The following is a 14,598-nucleotide window of genomic DNA, read 5'->3' on the forward strand; positions in this document are numbered from 1 at the left end:
TCGGATGTTTCCGATCCGCATCGACGATCCCGAAGACCCCAGAATCGCGGCCTACAGGGATATTCGCGAGCGTGACCTCGTCGGACGGCAGGGGCTGTTCGTGGCCGAGGGCAAGGTGGTGCTGAACGTTCTTTTTTCGGCGCGGCGCTTCGAGACGGAATCGGTCCTGCTGCTGGAGAACCGGCTCGCCGGCATGGCCGACACGCTGGCGCTCGCGCCTGAAGGCACACCGCTCTACGTCGCCAGCGCCGATGTCCTCGACCGCATCGCCGGCTTTCACATGCATCGCGGCGTGCTGGCAATCGGCAGGCGGCGGGAGCAGCCTGCAATCGACGCGCTGCTGGACGAACTGCCCGCCGATGCGCTGGTCCTCGCCCTGATCGGCATCGCGAATCACGACAATATGGGCGCGATCTTCCGCAATGCGGCAGCCTTCGGCGCGGATGCGGTGCTCATCGACCCGACCTGCTGCGACCCTCTCTACCGCAAGGCGATTCGCGTTTCCGTGGGCGCGGCGCTCAAAATCCCGTTCGCCGCCGCGCCTGATCCGAAAAGCCTGATCGAAAAGCTCGCGGCGCGCGACTTTGCGGGAATCGCGCTCTCGCCGTCGGGCGCGCGTGAGATTGGTGAATATCGAACGTCGGGACGCGTGGCGCTGTTTCTGGGCGCGGAAGGGCCTGGCCTTCCCAGCAACGTTCTCGCCGCGCTGGAAACCGTACGGATCAGGATGGCGAAGGGTTTCGACAGTCTGAATGTCGCCGCGGCGTCGGCGATCGCCCTGCATCACTTCGCGCAGAATCGCTGGACGAAGGACTGATTCGAAAACGGATGGCGCCTGGCGTGCGCGGTCTCAGCCGATCATCGCGCTGCGCGGCGCATGCTCCATGTCGCGCGTCTTGGTCTCGCGTGATTCGAGCGCCTCGGCCCTGGACAGCTCCGCTTCAGCTTCGGCGAGTATGGCTTGTGCGTTGGCGCGTTGCTGCAGGAGATCGTTCTGCGAGGCGCGCAGATTGTCCCGGCGCTGCCGCGCCGCCTTGGCGAAGGTTGGATAGGCGAAATGATTGACGTCGGTGATGCCGGACTTTCGTTCCTCGGCCGCGATCTGCGCCTCGAGTTCCGCCGCCATCCGCTCGAATTCGGCTATCATCATGTCGAGCTGCAGCAGGTGTCGCCGCTTCTCGCCGACCTTGAACTGCTTTAGCCGAACGAGATTTTCACGCGATTTCATGCCAGCAAACTCCCGAATACCCTTACGCAACACGCCAGTGGCTGCCATCCCGCACCCTCTGCCGCCTCTTACAGATGGGCGGCGCGCGCGTTCCGGAAATGAACTCCTGATCAAACAGCCCGCTGGTAACCTTTCGTTTACGGGCATTGTTAATCATAGGGCCGAGGCCTTAAGGCACCGTAAAAATCGAAAGGACGAGTGAGGTGGTTCGGCGAAGGCGATGATGCGGGGTGTGACGAAGCGCATGCCTGGCGAAACGGCCTGCCATCCCATGACTAAGCGTGAGCGTATAAGTAGGTTAAAGAATCTGGTATCGCTTGCCGAGCAGAATCAGGTTTTGTTAACCAATCGATGGCAGCCTTGACGAGGCAATCACTGCCGCAGCGCCCGAGGGATCGTGGGGTGCGCCGGGCGGCAAAAGGGGAATGAAATGCGTGTTCTGCTGATCGAAGACGACAGTGCGACTGCCCAGAGCATCGAGTTGATGTTGAAGTCCGAAAGCTTCAACGTCTACACCACGGACCTCGGCGAAGAAGGCGTGGACCTCGGCAAGCTCTACGATTACGACATCATTCTCCTCGACCTCAATCTGCCGGACATGTCGGGATATGAAGTCCTGCGCACCCTCCGGCTCTCGAAGGTCAAGACGCCGATCCTGATCCTTTCCGGCATGGCCGGCATCGAGGACAAGGTCCGCGGCCTCGGCTTCGGCGCCGACGACTATATGACGAAGCCGTTCCACAAGGACGAGCTGGTCGCCCGCATCCATGCCATCGTCCGCCGCTCGAAGGGCCATGCCCAATCGGTCATCACCACCGGCGATCTGGTCGTCAATCTCGACGCCAAGACGGTCGAGGTCGGCGGGCAGCGCGTGCATCTGACCGGCAAGGAATACCAGATGCTGGAACTGCTCTCGCTGCGCAAGGGAACGACGCTCACCAAGGAGATGTTCCTGAACCACCTCTATGGCGGCATGGACGAGCCGGAACTGAAGATCATCGACGTCTTCATCTGCAAGCTGCGCAAGAAGCTCGACGCCGCTTCCGGCAACCAGAACTATATCGAGACGGTCTGGGGTCGCGGCTATGTGCTGCGCGAACCCGAGGATATCCGCGAAAGCGCCTGATTCGGCGGTTTCGCGATCTCCATGCAGGCCCGGCCGTCGCGCCGGGCTTTTCGTTTGGGATATGCGCCGGAGACCGGCGGCGGCAGATCAGGCGACGGCCTGAAGCACCCGGAAATTATCCATCAGCTGCGAGCGGTTGAAAGGCTTCAGAAGATAGCCGTGCGCGCCGGCGCGCTTCGAGCGCATGATCGCCGGCACGTCCATCTCGGTCAGGCAGACGGCAATGCGCGGCGCGACCAGCGCCGGCATGGAGCGGACGCTGCGGATGAATTCCTCCACCGACATGTCCGGAAGGCCGACATCGACGAGGATGTAGTCCGGCATGTCCATGGAACAGATGTCCAGGGCATGCGCGCCGCTCGACGCTTCCACGACGAGCAGGTCGGACCCCGAGAGAATCCGTTTCGCGACCTTTCGGATGACGCTCGAGTCATCGACAAACAGGCAGCGCTTCATGTCGCAACAACCTTCAGAAAGTCAGCCCCCACTGCCCACCCAGCAGCGTTGAATGCACGATAGCGGAATCTCGTAAAAATCCGTCGAACGCCTCAATTAAAATTTTCGACGATTGCAGGAATCTGATCAGGCCGGAACGGACGTCCATCCGGCCCTGAGCAGGATCTCTTCCGGATTGACGTGGATCTTGATCTCCATCTCGGCGTCCTTTGCCAGCAGCAGCGTGTAATAAGGCTGGATGCTGTGCGCATCGATCGGCTCGTCCAGCGGCCGTCCCGAATGCAGTTCCAGGAATTTGGGCGGCACCCGCGCCGCAGGCCCGGCGGCGGAGAGCGTGAACTTCGGCTCCGTCTCGACATCATCCAGCGTGACGGTTATGCGCCCGCCTTTCGGAATGGCCGAATGGGCGATCAGGATGAGGTTGAGCAGGAGTTTCACCTTGTTTTTCGGCAGCAGCGCACGCCGCCCCTGCCAGACCAGTTCCGGCTTCTCGTCGCGCAGATAGGCGCTGGCCACGGCCTCGGCGTCGCCCGTATCGATCAGCATGCCCGCCGAACCCGCCGCCCCGAATGCGATGCGGGCGAATTGGAGCCGCGCCGAGGCCTTGCGCGCGCTGGTACGGATCAGCGCCATCGCTTCCTCGCTCGCATCGCCTTCGTCGAGCAGCTCCAACCCGTTATTGATCGCACCGACGGGGGAAATGATGTCATGGCAGACGCGGCTGCAAAGCAGCGCTGCCAGATCGGCGGCGGACAGGTTGAAAATTTCGGCCATCAGCAATGCTCCGTATAAGCTCAAAAAAGACCCGCCCCCGAACGGTATCGGAGGCCGAATCATCGCAATCTGACAAAACGACTATAGCCGCAGTCGACGGCTTCGAAGAAGTTTCCCGAGATAGCACCCCCGCAAAGGGCGTCGCTCTATACAACTGCCCGAGCACGGCCGCGTTCATGTGATCGGTTAATGGTTGAAAAAGGATTACGCATTAGCCTGCCGGCTTGACGTCTGACCGGCCGAGAAGAGCCGGCAGGCAGGAAGGCGTCGGCAATGTGCTCCCGCATGGAGATTGGAAGCATGTTCAACCGATATCTGTTCCGATCCGCGTTTCGTGGCATCGCCGCCGCATTCGCCCTTTTCGCCGTCTGGATGGGCAGCGCTCCGGCGATGGCGAACGAATATACGGCGCAGGAGATCATCGATTCCGGCCACCGGTTCTTCGGCGCGACCTCGGGCGGGCTCGCGACAGCGGTCGAGCAGGTGTTCTCGAACTATGGCCTGCCCAATGGCTACGTCCTTGGCGAAGAAGGCTCGGGCGCCTTCGTCGGCGGCCTCACCTATGGCGAGGGCACGCTCTATACCAAGAATGCCGGCGACCATAAGCTGTTCTGGCAGGGGCCTTCGCTGGGCTGGGATTTCGGCGGCCAGGGCTCGCGTACCATGATGCTGGTCTACAATCTGGATTCCGTCGGCGCGCTGTATCACCGCTTCATCGGCGTTTCGGGGTCGGCTTACGTGGTCGCGGGCGTGGGCGTGAACGTGCTGAAATACGATAACGTTCTCCTCGTGCCCGTGCGGACGGGCGTCGGCGCGCGGCTCGGCGTCAATGTCGGTTATCTGAAGGTCACCGAAAGCCCGACCTGGAACCCCTTCTGACGACGCGGGGCGGGTCTTAAGGTTAACGCAAAGTTAAGCGGCCGGCGCGGCGGTCCTTCTGGATTCGGGCATATGAGGCGTGGCAAAGTGGTTTGCCGCGCCTTTTCATTTGCTGCATGGTTCGTGCGTCGTGATTGAATCCACCCTTTTCTTCACCCTTGGCTTTCTCTGTGCGGGCTTCCTTGCCCTGATGATCGCCCCGGCGATCTGGCGCCGCGCGGTCAACCTGACGCGCCGCCGCATCGAGGCGTCCGTACCGCTGACGTTGAACGAGATACAGGCCGACAAGGACAAGCTGCGCGCCGAATTCGCCATGTCGACGCGGCGGCTGGAAATGAGCATCAAGGGCTTCAAGGAGAAAGCGGCGGAGCAGATCGCCGAAATCGGCCGCAGCCGCGAAGAACTGAAACGGCTCGCGGCCGAGCGCGACGAGAAGCACGCCGCCATCACTGAACTGGAAGCGCAGGGCGCGGAACTGCGCGCGGAGCTTCGCCAGCGCGAGGATCAGTTGCAGCAGGCGAATGCGCGGCTTGACGAGGCCGGCAAGGCGCTGGAGGCGCGCGCGCTCGATCTGGAACGCCTCGGCGGCCTCTATGAGGAGGCCACTTTCGCGGCCAGCGGACGCCAGATCGAACTGGTGGCCCGCGAATCCGAGATCGAGAGGCTGAACGACGATCTCGCGCGCGTCAGCAAGGGCCGACGCGAATTCGACCGCCGCCTCAGCGACGCGGAGAACGAGCGCAGGAATGCGTTCGACACGCTCGCCGCGGAGAAGAAGCGCGTCACCGACCTCGAAGGCAAGGTCGAGCGCATGCTTTCGACCCTCGCCGACCGCGAGGAAAAGCTCGAGCGGCGGGAGAAGGAACTGGCTCGCCTGCGCGACCAGTTGAAAGGGTTGAGCGGCACCGAGGACAGTCTCGGCCAGAAGCTGATGGACGCGCAGGCGGAGAAATTCAAGCTGGAGGCGCAGGTCGCCGAACTCAGCCAGCAACTGTCGACGATGCTCTCCGGCGCCAAGGGTGGCGACGTCGAGAAGGCCGTCGGCAAGCTGAGCAAGGACCGGGAAAGGCTCGAACAGCGCCTCTCGCTGCTGACCCGCGAGAACAAGCGGCTGCGGGCGGAGCTCGACGCCATCGAGCGCGCCAGGACCGAGGAATGGAGCGACGAACGGCGCTCCAGCGCATTGCTGCGCGAGCAGATCAACGACCTCGCCGCCGAAGTGGTCAACATGACGATCATGCTCGAAGGCAAGGATTCCGCGGCGGCGAAGGCGCTCGCGCAGCCGGTGGCCGACCGCCCTGTCGATGCCGACGGCAAGGTCGTGATCAGCCTCGCCGACCGCGTGCGCGCCTTGCAGAAGGCCGCAGCCTCACGCTGACCCGCAAGGTCATTCTGCCGCGCCTGTGTCGGGCGCACAGTTGCGCCCGGTGGTCCGGTCGCACCCACCGAGGGAACGTGTCGAGCCTGCGCCGACCGGACCATCCGATGCGGAGGGCAAGGCCGGGCCGGCAGTCTCCTCCGACAGCGTGGCGTCGCGCGTCGGGACCTCCTCGATCTTGTCGCGCTTGAAGATCTCGACATCCTTGATGCCGATGGCCGCCAGTTGCGGCAGGATGACGTCCGCGTCCCCGGCCACGACGATGAGCGACGTATCCAGCGACGCGAGGGCCGGGGCCTCGGCGCGGACGGGATCGAGCGTCAGCGCGGCGATGCGCTCGCGCCGGGCATGGTCATCCTCCAGCGCGACGCCGAGCGTGGCGCTGTCGACCACATAGCCTGCGAAGCCCCTGCCCGTTTCGGCCGTCGCCGCGATCGCCGTGCGGTAGGCCGTGATCGTGCGGGTCAGTTCCTGCTGCGAGACCGGCAGCGTATTCAGGCTGTCGAAGCCCTTGAACACTTCCTGCAGCGCCGCGCCCGTATTGTCGCGTTCGACGGTCATCTCGACAACCATGCCGCCATTGGTCTTCATGCCGGACATCAGCCGCGCGGAGGTGCCGTATGTATAACCTTTCTCCTCGCGGATCACCGAATTGAGGCGGCCATTGAAGTCGTCGCCGAGCAGGCGCATCACCGCCGTCGCCTCCGCCCGCTGCGGATCGTTGCGGCCGGGCGCGGGCCGGGCGATATAGAGCGCGGACTGGCTCGCGCCGGGTTCCGGGACGAGGATCACCTTGCGCCCTTGCGCGAAGGCCGGGGAACGGAACTCCCTGGCGTCGAAGCCTTCGCCGCTATCCTTCCAGTCGCCGAACGTCTGGTCGAGCGCGGCCTTCACATCCTCGATCGGCTGGGAGCCGATGCTGTAGAAGGTGATTTTCGACGGCTGGAACAGTTCGTGATAGATGGAGCGCGCATCGTCGAGCGTCATCGCCTTCAACGCCGGCAGCGACCAGTCCTGATCGGGTTCGCCGGCACGCTTCGGGAAAAGCGTCCTGTTGGCGGCCCGCGCTGCAACGCCGGACAGGTCGGATTCGCGGTTGACAAGCCACTGCGCATAGTCGGCCACCATGATCTGCCACTCGCGCGCGTCGAAGCGCGGCCGCAAGAGCACGTCGGAAAGCAGCGCGAGGCCGCCGCGATATTCGCCCAGCGGAACCGCCAGATTGATCGCCGTTCCGACACTGCCCGTCGAGGTGCCGAGCCCGGCGCCGATGTCCGTCGCCGCCTTGGCGAATGCCGCATAACCCCTGTCGCCGGCGCCGCGCATCGCCATGTTCGACGCGACGTCGATCAGACCCTCCTTGCCTTCGGGTCCATTCGGCCAGCCGCCCTCGGCGATCACGGCGACATATTCCATCGGCGATTCCGGGAAGCGGTAGTGGACGAGGCGCGAACCGTTCGCCAATGTGGCGGTCTGCTTTTCCGGCAACGCCGTCTTGCCGGGCTCACGCTGGCCAAGCCTGGGGATTTCCACCTGCGGGCGCGCCGCCACCGCAAATGGCGCCGGCGTGCCGGAGGACTCCAGCAGAATCGCAGGATAGTTGCCGCGCGGACCGGGGCGGACGATCAGCGTGCTGGCATTCTTCGGATCGAGCACCTTTTTCACCGTGGCGGCTATGCTCTCGGCCGTTGCCTCCACGATCTGCCGGTCGTCCTTCAATGCCAGTTCCGGATCGTTGAGGATGTCGGTGGCATAGGCAACCGCGGCGGTCCGGTCGGAAAGCGGCTCGACCGCCAGCTTGCCGCTGAGCAGCGAAGCCGTCTTGGCCCGCGCCACGTCTTCGGGATCGATGGGCGCTGCCAGGAACTCGTCAAAGGCGGCGCGCAGTTCCTTCTCCAGCACGTCGATGGACACGCCGTCATTGGCGGTCGCGTCGATCTCGAAACGGCCGCCGAGCAGCCCCGGAGTCCAGGACGCGCTTACCGAACTCGCCAGCGCTTTTTCCGAGACGAGGCGGTTTCGCAGCAGGCCGAAAGCACCGTTGCCGAGCAGATCGGACGCCAGCGACAACGCGCCGTTCTCGGGCGAGGAAGCCGGAGGGCCATCGAAGCCGATGGCGACGCTTGGCGCGGCCACGCGATCGGTCACGTCGAGGCGGACCCCGGTAGGCACCACCGCATCCACATGCGGACGCGGCACGTCGGCGGCGCGGGGCACGCGGCCGAACGTGTCCGCGACCAGCGCCTTTGCGTCCTCGACATCGAAGTCGCCCACGAGCGCCAGAATGGCATTGTTGGGCACATAGTACGTGTGGAAGAAGCCTCGCACGTCATCCAGCGAAGCCGCGTCGAGATCGGCGATCGAGCCGATCACCGCGCGGCTGTAGGGATGGGATTTCGGGAACAGCGCCGACCAGAAGGCGGTCCAGCCCGCAGCGCCGGCGGCATCCAGTATGTTCTGGCGCATCTCGTTCTTGACGACGCTGCGCTGCAGGTCGAGCTTCCGCTGGTCGACATTGTCGCCGAGATTGGCCATCCGGTCGGCCTCAATGGCGAGGATGGTCGGGAGGCCGGAAGACAGGCCCTCGACATAATAGACGGTGGCGTCTTCCTGCGTCCAGGCGTTGATGGTGTTGCCCATGGCCGAATGCGCGTCGAACACGCCCGGCCAGGCTTTCGTGCCGGAGAACATCAGATGCTCGAAGAGATGCGCGAAGCCGGATCGCCCGGCCGGCTCGTTCATGGAGCCGACACGATAGCGCAGATTCATCACAACTTTGGGAACGCGCCGGTCAGGAGCGAGCACCACCTGCAAGCCGTTGCCGAGCGTGTAGCGCACCGTCTCGAGCGGCTTGTCGTTGGCCGTCCAGCCGATGGCGGGCATCAGCATGATAGCGATGAATGCCACAAGAAAACGCTTCAAGATCAAGGCCTCCCGCCGCTTCGGACCTGTTGCGCCCCGGACGATGCGGCCGGCGCGAGGTCACGCTAGGGCTTGTTTCAGCGTGGCGCAACAGGCTTCCGGTTCGTTGAAGACGACGGAATCAGGGCGATTTCAAGAAGCTCTCGTTGCCGCGAGACGCCAATCCGGAACCCCGGATGACGGCCATCGTCGCGTCTCCGGACCGATGCCGGAGATTCCCCCATCGTACCGTTTGAACTAGAGTGAACGCGAATCATCGGGTGGGGTATTCGGGATCGGTTCAGCGCTTCGGCATCGTTCGGCCGGAGTCTCCGGTTTCATTTCATGTAGGCAAGCTCGGGGATTTTCCGGTCGGGGCGGCATGCCGTCAGCGGATCGGGTCGAAACTGATGCTGCGGTCCCCACGAGGCGATGCCGACCACTCTTGCCCGACATGAAGCGAGCCCCCTCGCCCTGGCCTCGCGCGCCGACCTGACCGCCTATCTGGCCGCCCTGTGCGCCGACATCCAGGCGGATCACTACATGCTTCTGGCCGTCGTTCACGACCGCGACCGCAGCGACGCCCGCGTCATAGCCTCCAACTGGATCTACGATGCCATTCAGCTGATCGGCTTCCGCCAGCTCGCGGCGCTGGCGGCAAGCGACGCGACCGTCTCACCGGGCGGACGATGCCGTCCGGTTGCGACGGAAGATGGAGGCTCGCGGTCCGGGATCGACGCCGCAACGTCGACCTTGCTCAAGGCGCTCGGACACGCCGAGCTTTACGTTCTGAAGCTCTATGCCGGCCGCCAGCGCTATTATCTCCTGCTATCGGCCGCGCAAGCCGGCGTCGTCCGCGTCGAGACGCTTGCGGCAATCCATATGCCGGTCTGCTACGCGCTCTCGCGCGCCCCGGACCTTCTGGCATCCGCCGCTCTTGTCGACCCGCTGACCGACCGCGAGCGCGAATGCCTGTTCTGGGTGTCGGAAGGCAAGACGACGGATGATATCGCCATCATCCTCGGCGTCTCGGCCAACACGGCCAACAGCTATATCGCCAACGCCATCCAGAAGCTCGGTTCCAGCAATCGCGCGATGGCGATGGCGACGGCGATACGCAGCGGGGTGATCTGACATGGTGGCGGTGTCACGCAGCATTCGCGACGGCGACGAATCCAGCAGGGGCATATCCATCGCCGACCTGCTCGGGGCCTGCCACGCGATAGCCCGCGCCATGCGGGCCGACGGCTTCGCGATCTTCTCCATCGGCGCGGCGCGCGAGCGGGCCCGCCTGACGCCTTTGATCGATTCGGAGCATCCCGCCGTTTCGTCGGCGAGCACGATCCTGTCGTCCAGTTTCGGCGACGAATTCGTGAAGCGAGCCGTCACCTCGACGCTGCCGAGCTGGTGGTCGGGCGAACGCGAGAGCGCGTCGATCCGGACGTTTCAGGCTCTCGCCGACGCCGGCTCGACGGCGCTGGGCCTGCCGGACATGCCGGGAATCGCCTTTCCCGTCTACGCGGAGGGCGGAACGGCCGGGCTGATCGCGTTCACGGGAACGGAAATCACCATGTCCGATCCGTTGATGCACGAACTGCATGCGCGCTGCTTCGCCCTGTTCGAGGACGCCTTGCGGCTCGGACTCGATCAGACGACACGCCTGCCCGCCGTCAGCCAGCGCGAGCGCGATTGCCTGCGGCTTACGGCGAACGGCTACACCAGCGAGGAAATCGCCGTCGTGCTGGCGCTTTCGGTCCACACCACCAACCAGTACCTGACCAGGGTCACCATGAAGCTGAACGCGGTGAACCGCATGCACGCGGTCGCCAAGGCCCTGCGTCTGGGGCTGATCGAATAGGCGTCAGAACGCTTCGAGCAGCGGCTGCGTCTTGCGGATTCTCGCCGAGGATATGGCGTTGCGCAGGAAGGCCGTATTCTTCTCGGGACACGGATCGGGTGCGTCGAACGACACGTAGTTCACCTCGACCCCGGCGCGCCGGTCCATGAGGTGAAGCGTGAAATAAATGGTGGCGCCGCGCGGCCTGAGCTCGAGGTCGAGCAGGATCTTAGGGGCTTCGTCCCAATTGACGATGGCCTCTCCGCCCGGTCCGAGGCGCAGCGTCCCCGGCATGAAGAACAGTTCCGCCGCCGAATCCACGATGTCGGAAATGCAGGCGAACTGCTCCAGCCGCATGAAGGCGATATAGTCGGCGACATCGACCAGCCTGAGCTCGCGCACCACATCCTGAATCGCTTCTGAGACGATCAGCTCGCGCGCCTCGGAATGAGATTGACGGATCATTGCATCTCCCTGCGTTGCGGCGCCTTGGTCTTCTTGGCGTAGACAATACGGACCAGTTCCGCGACAGCCTGATAGAACTGAGATGGAATCACGCTATCAACCGAAACTTGTTTGTACATGGAGCGCGCGAGCGCGACGTCCTCGAATACCGGAATCCCGTGCTCCGCCGCGATCTCGCGGATCTTCAGCGCGACCAGATCCTGCCCCTTGGCGACGACGATCGGCGCTGAATCCTCGTCGCGCACATATTTGAGCGCGATCGAGTAGTGGGTCGGGTTGGCGATGATCAGCGTCGCCTTCGGCACCGCGGTCATCATGCGCCGCCGCGCACGGTCGCGGGCGAGTGACCGGAGCCGCGCCTTGACGATCGGATCGCCTTCGACCTGCTTGTGCTCGTCCTTGATCTCCTGGCGCGTCATGCGCAGTTCCTGCCGCCAGTGGAAGCGCGACCAGAGAAGGTCGGCGACCGCGATCGCGGCCATGACCAGCGTGATCGAGACCAGTATGTTGACGAGGAGGTCGCGGATCACCAGCCCGAACGTCGTCGGGTTGGTCAGCATGCCCGACATCACCTTCTCACGGGCCTCGTCCACCATGAAGGACAACACCGCGATGGCGAAAGCCAGCTTGCCGATCGATTTGGCGAATTCCACCCAGCCCGCGATGCCGAACAGCCGGTTCCAGCCCTGCGCGAGCGATATGCGCGACATTTGCGGCGTGATCCGCTCGCCGACGAATTGCGGCATGTTCTGCATGACCGAGGAGCCGACGCCGGCGACCATCAGAAGCACAATGAACACGCCGAGAACCTTCACGATCTCCATCAGTATGGCGCGATAGAGATTGACGACGTCGGCGGGCGTCGCCAGCGACCACATTTCCGGACGCTCGAGGAAATCGGCGAGGAAAGCGCCGGCTTCGGCGATGGCGCCGTTCGCGAAGAAAACCACATAGACGAGCGTCGCGACGAACGACATCAAGGTCGCGACTTCGCGCGAGCTCGGAACCTTGCCGCGCTCGATCGTGTCACGGATTTTCTTTTCCGTGGGTTCTTCTGTCTTGCTTTCCTTGTCTGCCGCCTCGGACATCGCCGGCCTCTCCGTTCAGATCAGGCAGCGGCCTGCTCGGCGGTCGGCAGCTCGATCGTCCCCTCGCCGGCAAGCCGTATGGCGGTCGAGGCGATGGTGCGGCGCGCGCGCAGGATGTCGACGGACTGGATACCGTCCGATCCCATCGCCAGTTCCGACTCGATCATACGACGCGAGCGGGCGCCGATGGAGGACAGGATTGCCTCCGTGAGCGCCGGCTCGGCGTTGCGCAGGGCCAATGTGACGAGTTCGGTCGACAGGCCGTCGAACAGCGCCACGCGGGACTTCTGCGTCAGGCGCTCGACATCCTCGAAGGCGAACAGTTTTGCCCGGATCGCCTCGAGGTTCGCGGCGCCGGAGGCGGCGAGATCCTGCATCACCTCGTCGAGCTGGGTCTTGTCCAGCTCGTTGAGCAGATTGGCCACGCGCGCCTGACCGGCGCCGTTGTCCTTCGGGGTGGTGTCGGAAAGCAACCGCGACCGGATCTGGCTTTCGACGATCTTCACCGCCGCCGGAGGCATGTTGGTGATCGCCATCATGCGCTTGATGATCTCGGTGCGCTGCGGCTTTTCCAGCTTCAGCAGGACTTCCGCGCCCGCCTGTCCGGGCAGGTTCGAGAGGATCAGCGCGGCCGTTTGCGGATGTTCCGGCCTGAGGAATGCGACCAGCCGTTCGGGGTCGAGCTTGGCGACCTCCGGCCAGACCGGAGGCGGCGCATCCGCCTGGGCGGCGGCCGGCGCCTTGCTCATGAGCGCGTTCATCTCCTCCGGCGTCAGCGTCTCGTTGAGGATGGTGTCCATCGCGTCGCCGGAATCGAGCAGGCCAGCGCCCTCGGTGAATTCCGCCTCGAACTCCGCGACGATCGTTTCCAGATCGTTCTGCGGAATGGTCGAAAGCGCCCGCGCCGCCTCGATCAGCGACTTGAGTTCCTCCTGCTTGAAGAATTTGAGCAGACGGCTGGCCGACGGTTTGCCCATGGCCACGAGGATCGCCGCAGCCTTCTGCGGTCTGGTCAGCGCCGCGACGCCTGCCGTGCCGGCCTCCTGCTTGACGGATGCGCGCGCTACCATGCTCAGGCCTTTCCGCCGGTCATGATTTCGGTGAGCCTGACGCCGAATCGCGACGGGTCGTTCTCCATGACGATGATCTCGCCGCGAGCGATCTTGCGGCCATTCACCATGACATCGATCGGCTCGCCGATGCGCCGGTCGAGTGCGACGGTCTCGCCCTTCTGCAAGGCCATCAGATCGGATACGGGCATCTCGGCGCGTCCGAGGACCACCTGAACGTCGACGGGAATGCTCATGATGATCCCGGAAGGAGCGGCCGGCGTTCCGGCCGATGCACCAATCGACGACGCTGACGATGACGCTGCGCCCGCCGCGGGACCGGCCGCCGGCTTGTCGCTCAGCACGCCGCGCAGTTCCTCGATCGCCTTGTTGAGCTGATCTTCCGACTCGTTCTGCACCATCGCGTTCGCCTGGGTCATCCCGAAAACTCCGTTTGCCGCGCGTCAGCGGCCATGGCCCGGCAGAAGGCCGTCCATGATGTCGTTGCTGGTTTCGAAAGGCTCGCGGATGCGAACCGAATAATTTTGTCCGACCCGGCCGAGCTCGCAGGTGAACAGCGTCCTGTCCCGCGCCGCCAGATGCACATTCGCCTGCGCCCCCGCGTCGATCGGCAGGACGTGCCCGACATCCAGAAGCGAGAGCGCGCCCAGGGTCATATGCGCTGCGGGCATCGTCGCCACCATCTCGACAGTGGCGCGCATCACTTCGCCGCCGAAGCGCGCCACCCAGGCGTCCCGCTCCGCGCTGTCCTCGGCCGCGGCCGGCAGGGCACGATTCTTGAGCAGAGCCCGCTGCGGGACGATGACGCCGAGTTCGCCCCGCGCGGCGCGGGTCGACAGGCCGAAGATGATCCTGACGGCCGGCGTGTCGCGAAGCAGAAGCCGCTTCAGCTCCACGCCGCACAGCGGCGCCGCCGGAGGCGACTTCATATCGAGCCCGCGCCCGTCCCGGCCACCGACTGCGGCGGCCGTCCGGGCGAAGACCGAAGCGGCCACGTCCAGTTCGATCGGTGAGGGATCGCGCTCCACCGCCCCGATCGGCGTATCGGCATCGGCCCCGAACATGAGGCTCACGATCAGGGCAATCGCAGCGCCGTCCAGGGTGAACATCACCGCATCGGCGGAAGATGAGAGCGACGCGACGCTCGCAGCAGAAAAGCTGTCGGGTTGCGGCCGCGCCTCGGCAAAGCGTGTGAGTTCCACCTCCTTGACCTCGATCTCCAACGCGACGCCGAGTTCGTCGGCAAGACCCTGCAGCAGCGTTGCGACGGCCCGATCGGCGACGGCCCGGGCAGCGCCGATGACCCGATCCGGCTCCCCGGTTTCGCCCACCAGCCGTTCGATGATGTAGTCCCGGGTCTCGGCGGGGCTCCCGACGCTCGCCATCTTCAGATCTC

The 14,598-nt window shown here is 64.5% G+C and carries 15 protein-coding genes; 6 read left to right on the forward strand and 9 right to left on the reverse strand.

What is annotated here, in order from left to right; translation table 11 throughout:
• Nucleotides 1–4: 4 nt before the first annotated feature.
• Nucleotides 5–817 (forward strand): RNA methyltransferase, encoded by an 813-nt coding sequence (locus M9955_00695; GenBank protein MCO5080153.1) that lies wholly within the window; start codon nucleotides 5–7, stop codon nucleotides 815–817.
• A gap of 33 nt (nucleotides 818–850) precedes the next feature.
• Here the strand turns inward: M9955_00695 and M9955_00700 are convergent, their stop codons facing one another.
• On the reverse strand, nucleotides 851–1,228 hold the full coding sequence (locus M9955_00700) for a flagellar export protein FliJ (GenBank protein ID MCO5080154.1): 378 nt from the start codon (nucleotides 1,226–1,228) through the stop codon (nucleotides 851–853).
• A 430-nt stretch (nucleotides 1,229–1,658) separates the two neighbouring features.
• Here M9955_00700 and ctrA point away from each other — a divergent pair, with 430 nt between their 5' ends.
• Nucleotides 1,659–2,354, forward strand: coding sequence for a cell cycle two-component system response regulator CtrA (gene ctrA / locus M9955_00705; GenBank protein MCO5080155.1), 696 nt, complete (start codon nucleotides 1,659–1,661; stop codon nucleotides 2,352–2,354).
• An 87-nt stretch (nucleotides 2,355–2,441) separates the two neighbouring features.
• Here ctrA and M9955_00710 read toward each other — a convergent pair whose 3' ends face one another.
• Both M9955_00710 and M9955_00715 read right to left on the reverse strand, forming a co-directional pair.
• Nucleotides 2,442–2,810 (reverse strand): response regulator, encoded by a 369-nt coding sequence (locus tag M9955_00710; GenBank protein ID MCO5080156.1) that lies wholly within the window; start codon nucleotides 2,808–2,810, stop codon nucleotides 2,442–2,444.
• A gap of 126 nt (nucleotides 2,811–2,936) precedes the next feature.
• Nucleotides 2,937–3,584: a histidine phosphotransferase family protein gene (locus M9955_00715; GenBank protein ID MCO5080157.1), complete on the reverse strand. Its 648-nt coding sequence runs from the start codon at nucleotides 3,582–3,584 to the stop codon at nucleotides 2,937–2,939.
• Nucleotides 3,585–3,884: 300 nt separating this feature from the next.
• On the opposite strand from M9955_00715, the gene M9955_00720 reads away from it, so the two are divergent.
• A complete protein-coding gene (locus tag M9955_00720; protein MCO5080158.1) occupies nucleotides 3,885–4,463 on the forward strand; it encodes an EipA family protein in 579 nt (192 codons plus the stop codon).
• A 130-nt stretch (nucleotides 4,464–4,593) separates the two neighbouring features.
• Nucleotides 4,594–5,841: a hypothetical protein gene (locus M9955_00725; protein ID MCO5080159.1), complete on the forward strand. Its 1,248-nt coding sequence runs from the start codon at nucleotides 4,594–4,596 to the stop codon at nucleotides 5,839–5,841.
• A gap of 9 nt (nucleotides 5,842–5,850) precedes the next feature.
• On the opposite strand, the gene M9955_00730 is transcribed toward M9955_00725, so the two are convergent.
• Nucleotides 5,851–8,763, reverse strand: a complete 2,913-nt coding sequence (locus M9955_00730) for an insulinase family protein (GenBank protein ID MCO5080160.1) — start codon at nucleotides 8,761–8,763, stop codon at nucleotides 5,851–5,853.
• 411 nt (nucleotides 8,764–9,174) lie between these two features.
• Between M9955_00730 and M9955_00735 the strand changes: the two genes are divergently transcribed.
• Nucleotides 9,175–9,876 (forward strand): LuxR C-terminal-related transcriptional regulator, encoded by a 702-nt coding sequence (locus tag M9955_00735; protein MCO5080161.1) that lies wholly within the window; start codon nucleotides 9,175–9,177, stop codon nucleotides 9,874–9,876.
• 1 nt (nucleotide 9,877) lies between these two features.
• Complete coding sequence (locus tag M9955_00740; GenBank protein ID MCO5080162.1) at nucleotides 9,878–10,600, forward strand: helix-turn-helix transcriptional regulator; 723 nt, start codon at nucleotides 9,878–9,880, stop codon at nucleotides 10,598–10,600.
• 3 nt (nucleotides 10,601–10,603) lie between these two features.
• On the opposite strand, the gene M9955_00745 is transcribed toward M9955_00740, so the two are convergent.
• The 5 genes from M9955_00745 to M9955_00765 are packed head-to-tail and all read right to left on the reverse strand — an operon-like array spanning nucleotide 10,604 to nucleotide 14,587.
• The gene (locus tag M9955_00745) at nucleotides 10,604–11,044 is read right to left on the reverse strand and encodes a hypothetical protein (protein ID MCO5080163.1); all 441 of its coding nucleotides are present in this window, start codon (nucleotides 11,042–11,044) and stop codon (nucleotides 10,604–10,606) included.
• Nucleotides 11,041–12,132 (reverse strand): flagellar biosynthesis protein FlhB, encoded by a 1,092-nt coding sequence (gene flhB, locus M9955_00750; GenBank protein MCO5080164.1) that lies wholly within the window; start codon nucleotides 12,130–12,132, stop codon nucleotides 11,041–11,043. The genes M9955_00745 and flhB overlap by 4 nt, the downstream gene beginning before the upstream one ends.
• A gap of 20 nt (nucleotides 12,133–12,152) precedes the next feature.
• Nucleotides 12,153–13,202 (reverse strand): flagellar motor switch protein FliG, encoded by a 1,050-nt coding sequence (gene fliG, locus M9955_00755; protein ID MCO5080165.1) that lies wholly within the window; start codon nucleotides 13,200–13,202, stop codon nucleotides 12,153–12,155.
• A 2-nt stretch (nucleotides 13,203–13,204) separates the two neighbouring features.
• The gene (gene fliN, locus M9955_00760) at nucleotides 13,205–13,621 is read right to left on the reverse strand and encodes a flagellar motor switch protein FliN (GenBank protein MCO5080166.1); all 417 of its coding nucleotides are present in this window, start codon (nucleotides 13,619–13,621) and stop codon (nucleotides 13,205–13,207) included.
• A gap of 24 nt (nucleotides 13,622–13,645) precedes the next feature.
• Nucleotides 13,646–14,587, reverse strand: a complete 942-nt coding sequence (locus M9955_00765) for a FliM/FliN family flagellar motor switch protein (GenBank protein ID MCO5080167.1) — start codon at nucleotides 14,585–14,587, stop codon at nucleotides 13,646–13,648.
• Nucleotides 14,588–14,598: the final 11 nt, after the last annotated feature.

This window comes from Rhizobiaceae bacterium (assembly GCA_023953845.1).
In the GTDB taxonomy this organism is placed as follows: Bacteria; Pseudomonadota; Alphaproteobacteria; order Rhizobiales; family Rhizobiaceae; genus Arvimicrobium.

Excerpts from the sequence above, each read along its gene's own strand:
- M9955_00695 (MCO5080153.1), top strand. The coding sequence starts at position 5 with ATGTTTCCGATCCGCATCGACGATCCCGAAGACCCCAGAATCGCGGCC.
- M9955_00700 (MCO5080154.1), bottom strand. The coding sequence starts at position 1,228 with ATGAAATCGCGTGAAAATCTCGTTCGGCTAAAGCAGTTCAAGGTCGGC.
- ctrA (MCO5080155.1), top strand. The coding sequence starts at position 1,659 with ATGCGTGTTCTGCTGATCGAAGACGACAGTGCGACTGCCCAGAGCATC.
- M9955_00710 (MCO5080156.1), bottom strand. The coding sequence starts at position 2,810 with ATGAAGCGCTGCCTGTTTGTCGATGACTCGAGCGTCATCCGAAAGGTC.
- M9955_00715 (MCO5080157.1), bottom strand. The coding sequence starts at position 3,584 with ATGGCCGAAATTTTCAACCTGTCCGCCGCCGATCTGGCAGCGCTGCTT.
- M9955_00720 (MCO5080158.1), top strand. The coding sequence starts at position 3,885 with ATGTTCAACCGATATCTGTTCCGATCCGCGTTTCGTGGCATCGCCGCC.
- M9955_00735 (MCO5080161.1), top strand. The coding sequence starts at position 9,175 with ATGCCGACCACTCTTGCCCGACATGAAGCGAGCCCCCTCGCCCTGGCC.
- M9955_00740 (MCO5080162.1), top strand. The coding sequence starts at position 9,878 with ATGGTGGCGGTGTCACGCAGCATTCGCGACGGCGACGAATCCAGCAGG.
- M9955_00745 (MCO5080163.1), bottom strand. The coding sequence starts at position 11,044 with ATGATCCGTCAATCTCATTCCGAGGCGCGCGAGCTGATCGTCTCAGAA.
- flhB (MCO5080164.1), bottom strand. The coding sequence starts at position 12,132 with ATGTCCGAGGCGGCAGACAAGGAAAGCAAGACAGAAGAACCCACGGAA.
- fliG (MCO5080165.1), bottom strand. The coding sequence starts at position 13,202 with ATGGTAGCGCGCGCATCCGTCAAGCAGGAGGCCGGCACGGCAGGCGTC.
- fliN (MCO5080166.1), bottom strand. The coding sequence starts at position 13,621 with ATGACCCAGGCGAACGCGATGGTGCAGAACGAGTCGGAAGATCAGCTC.
- M9955_00765 (MCO5080167.1), bottom strand. The coding sequence starts at position 14,587 with ATGGCGAGCGTCGGGAGCCCCGCCGAGACCCGGGACTACATCATCGAA.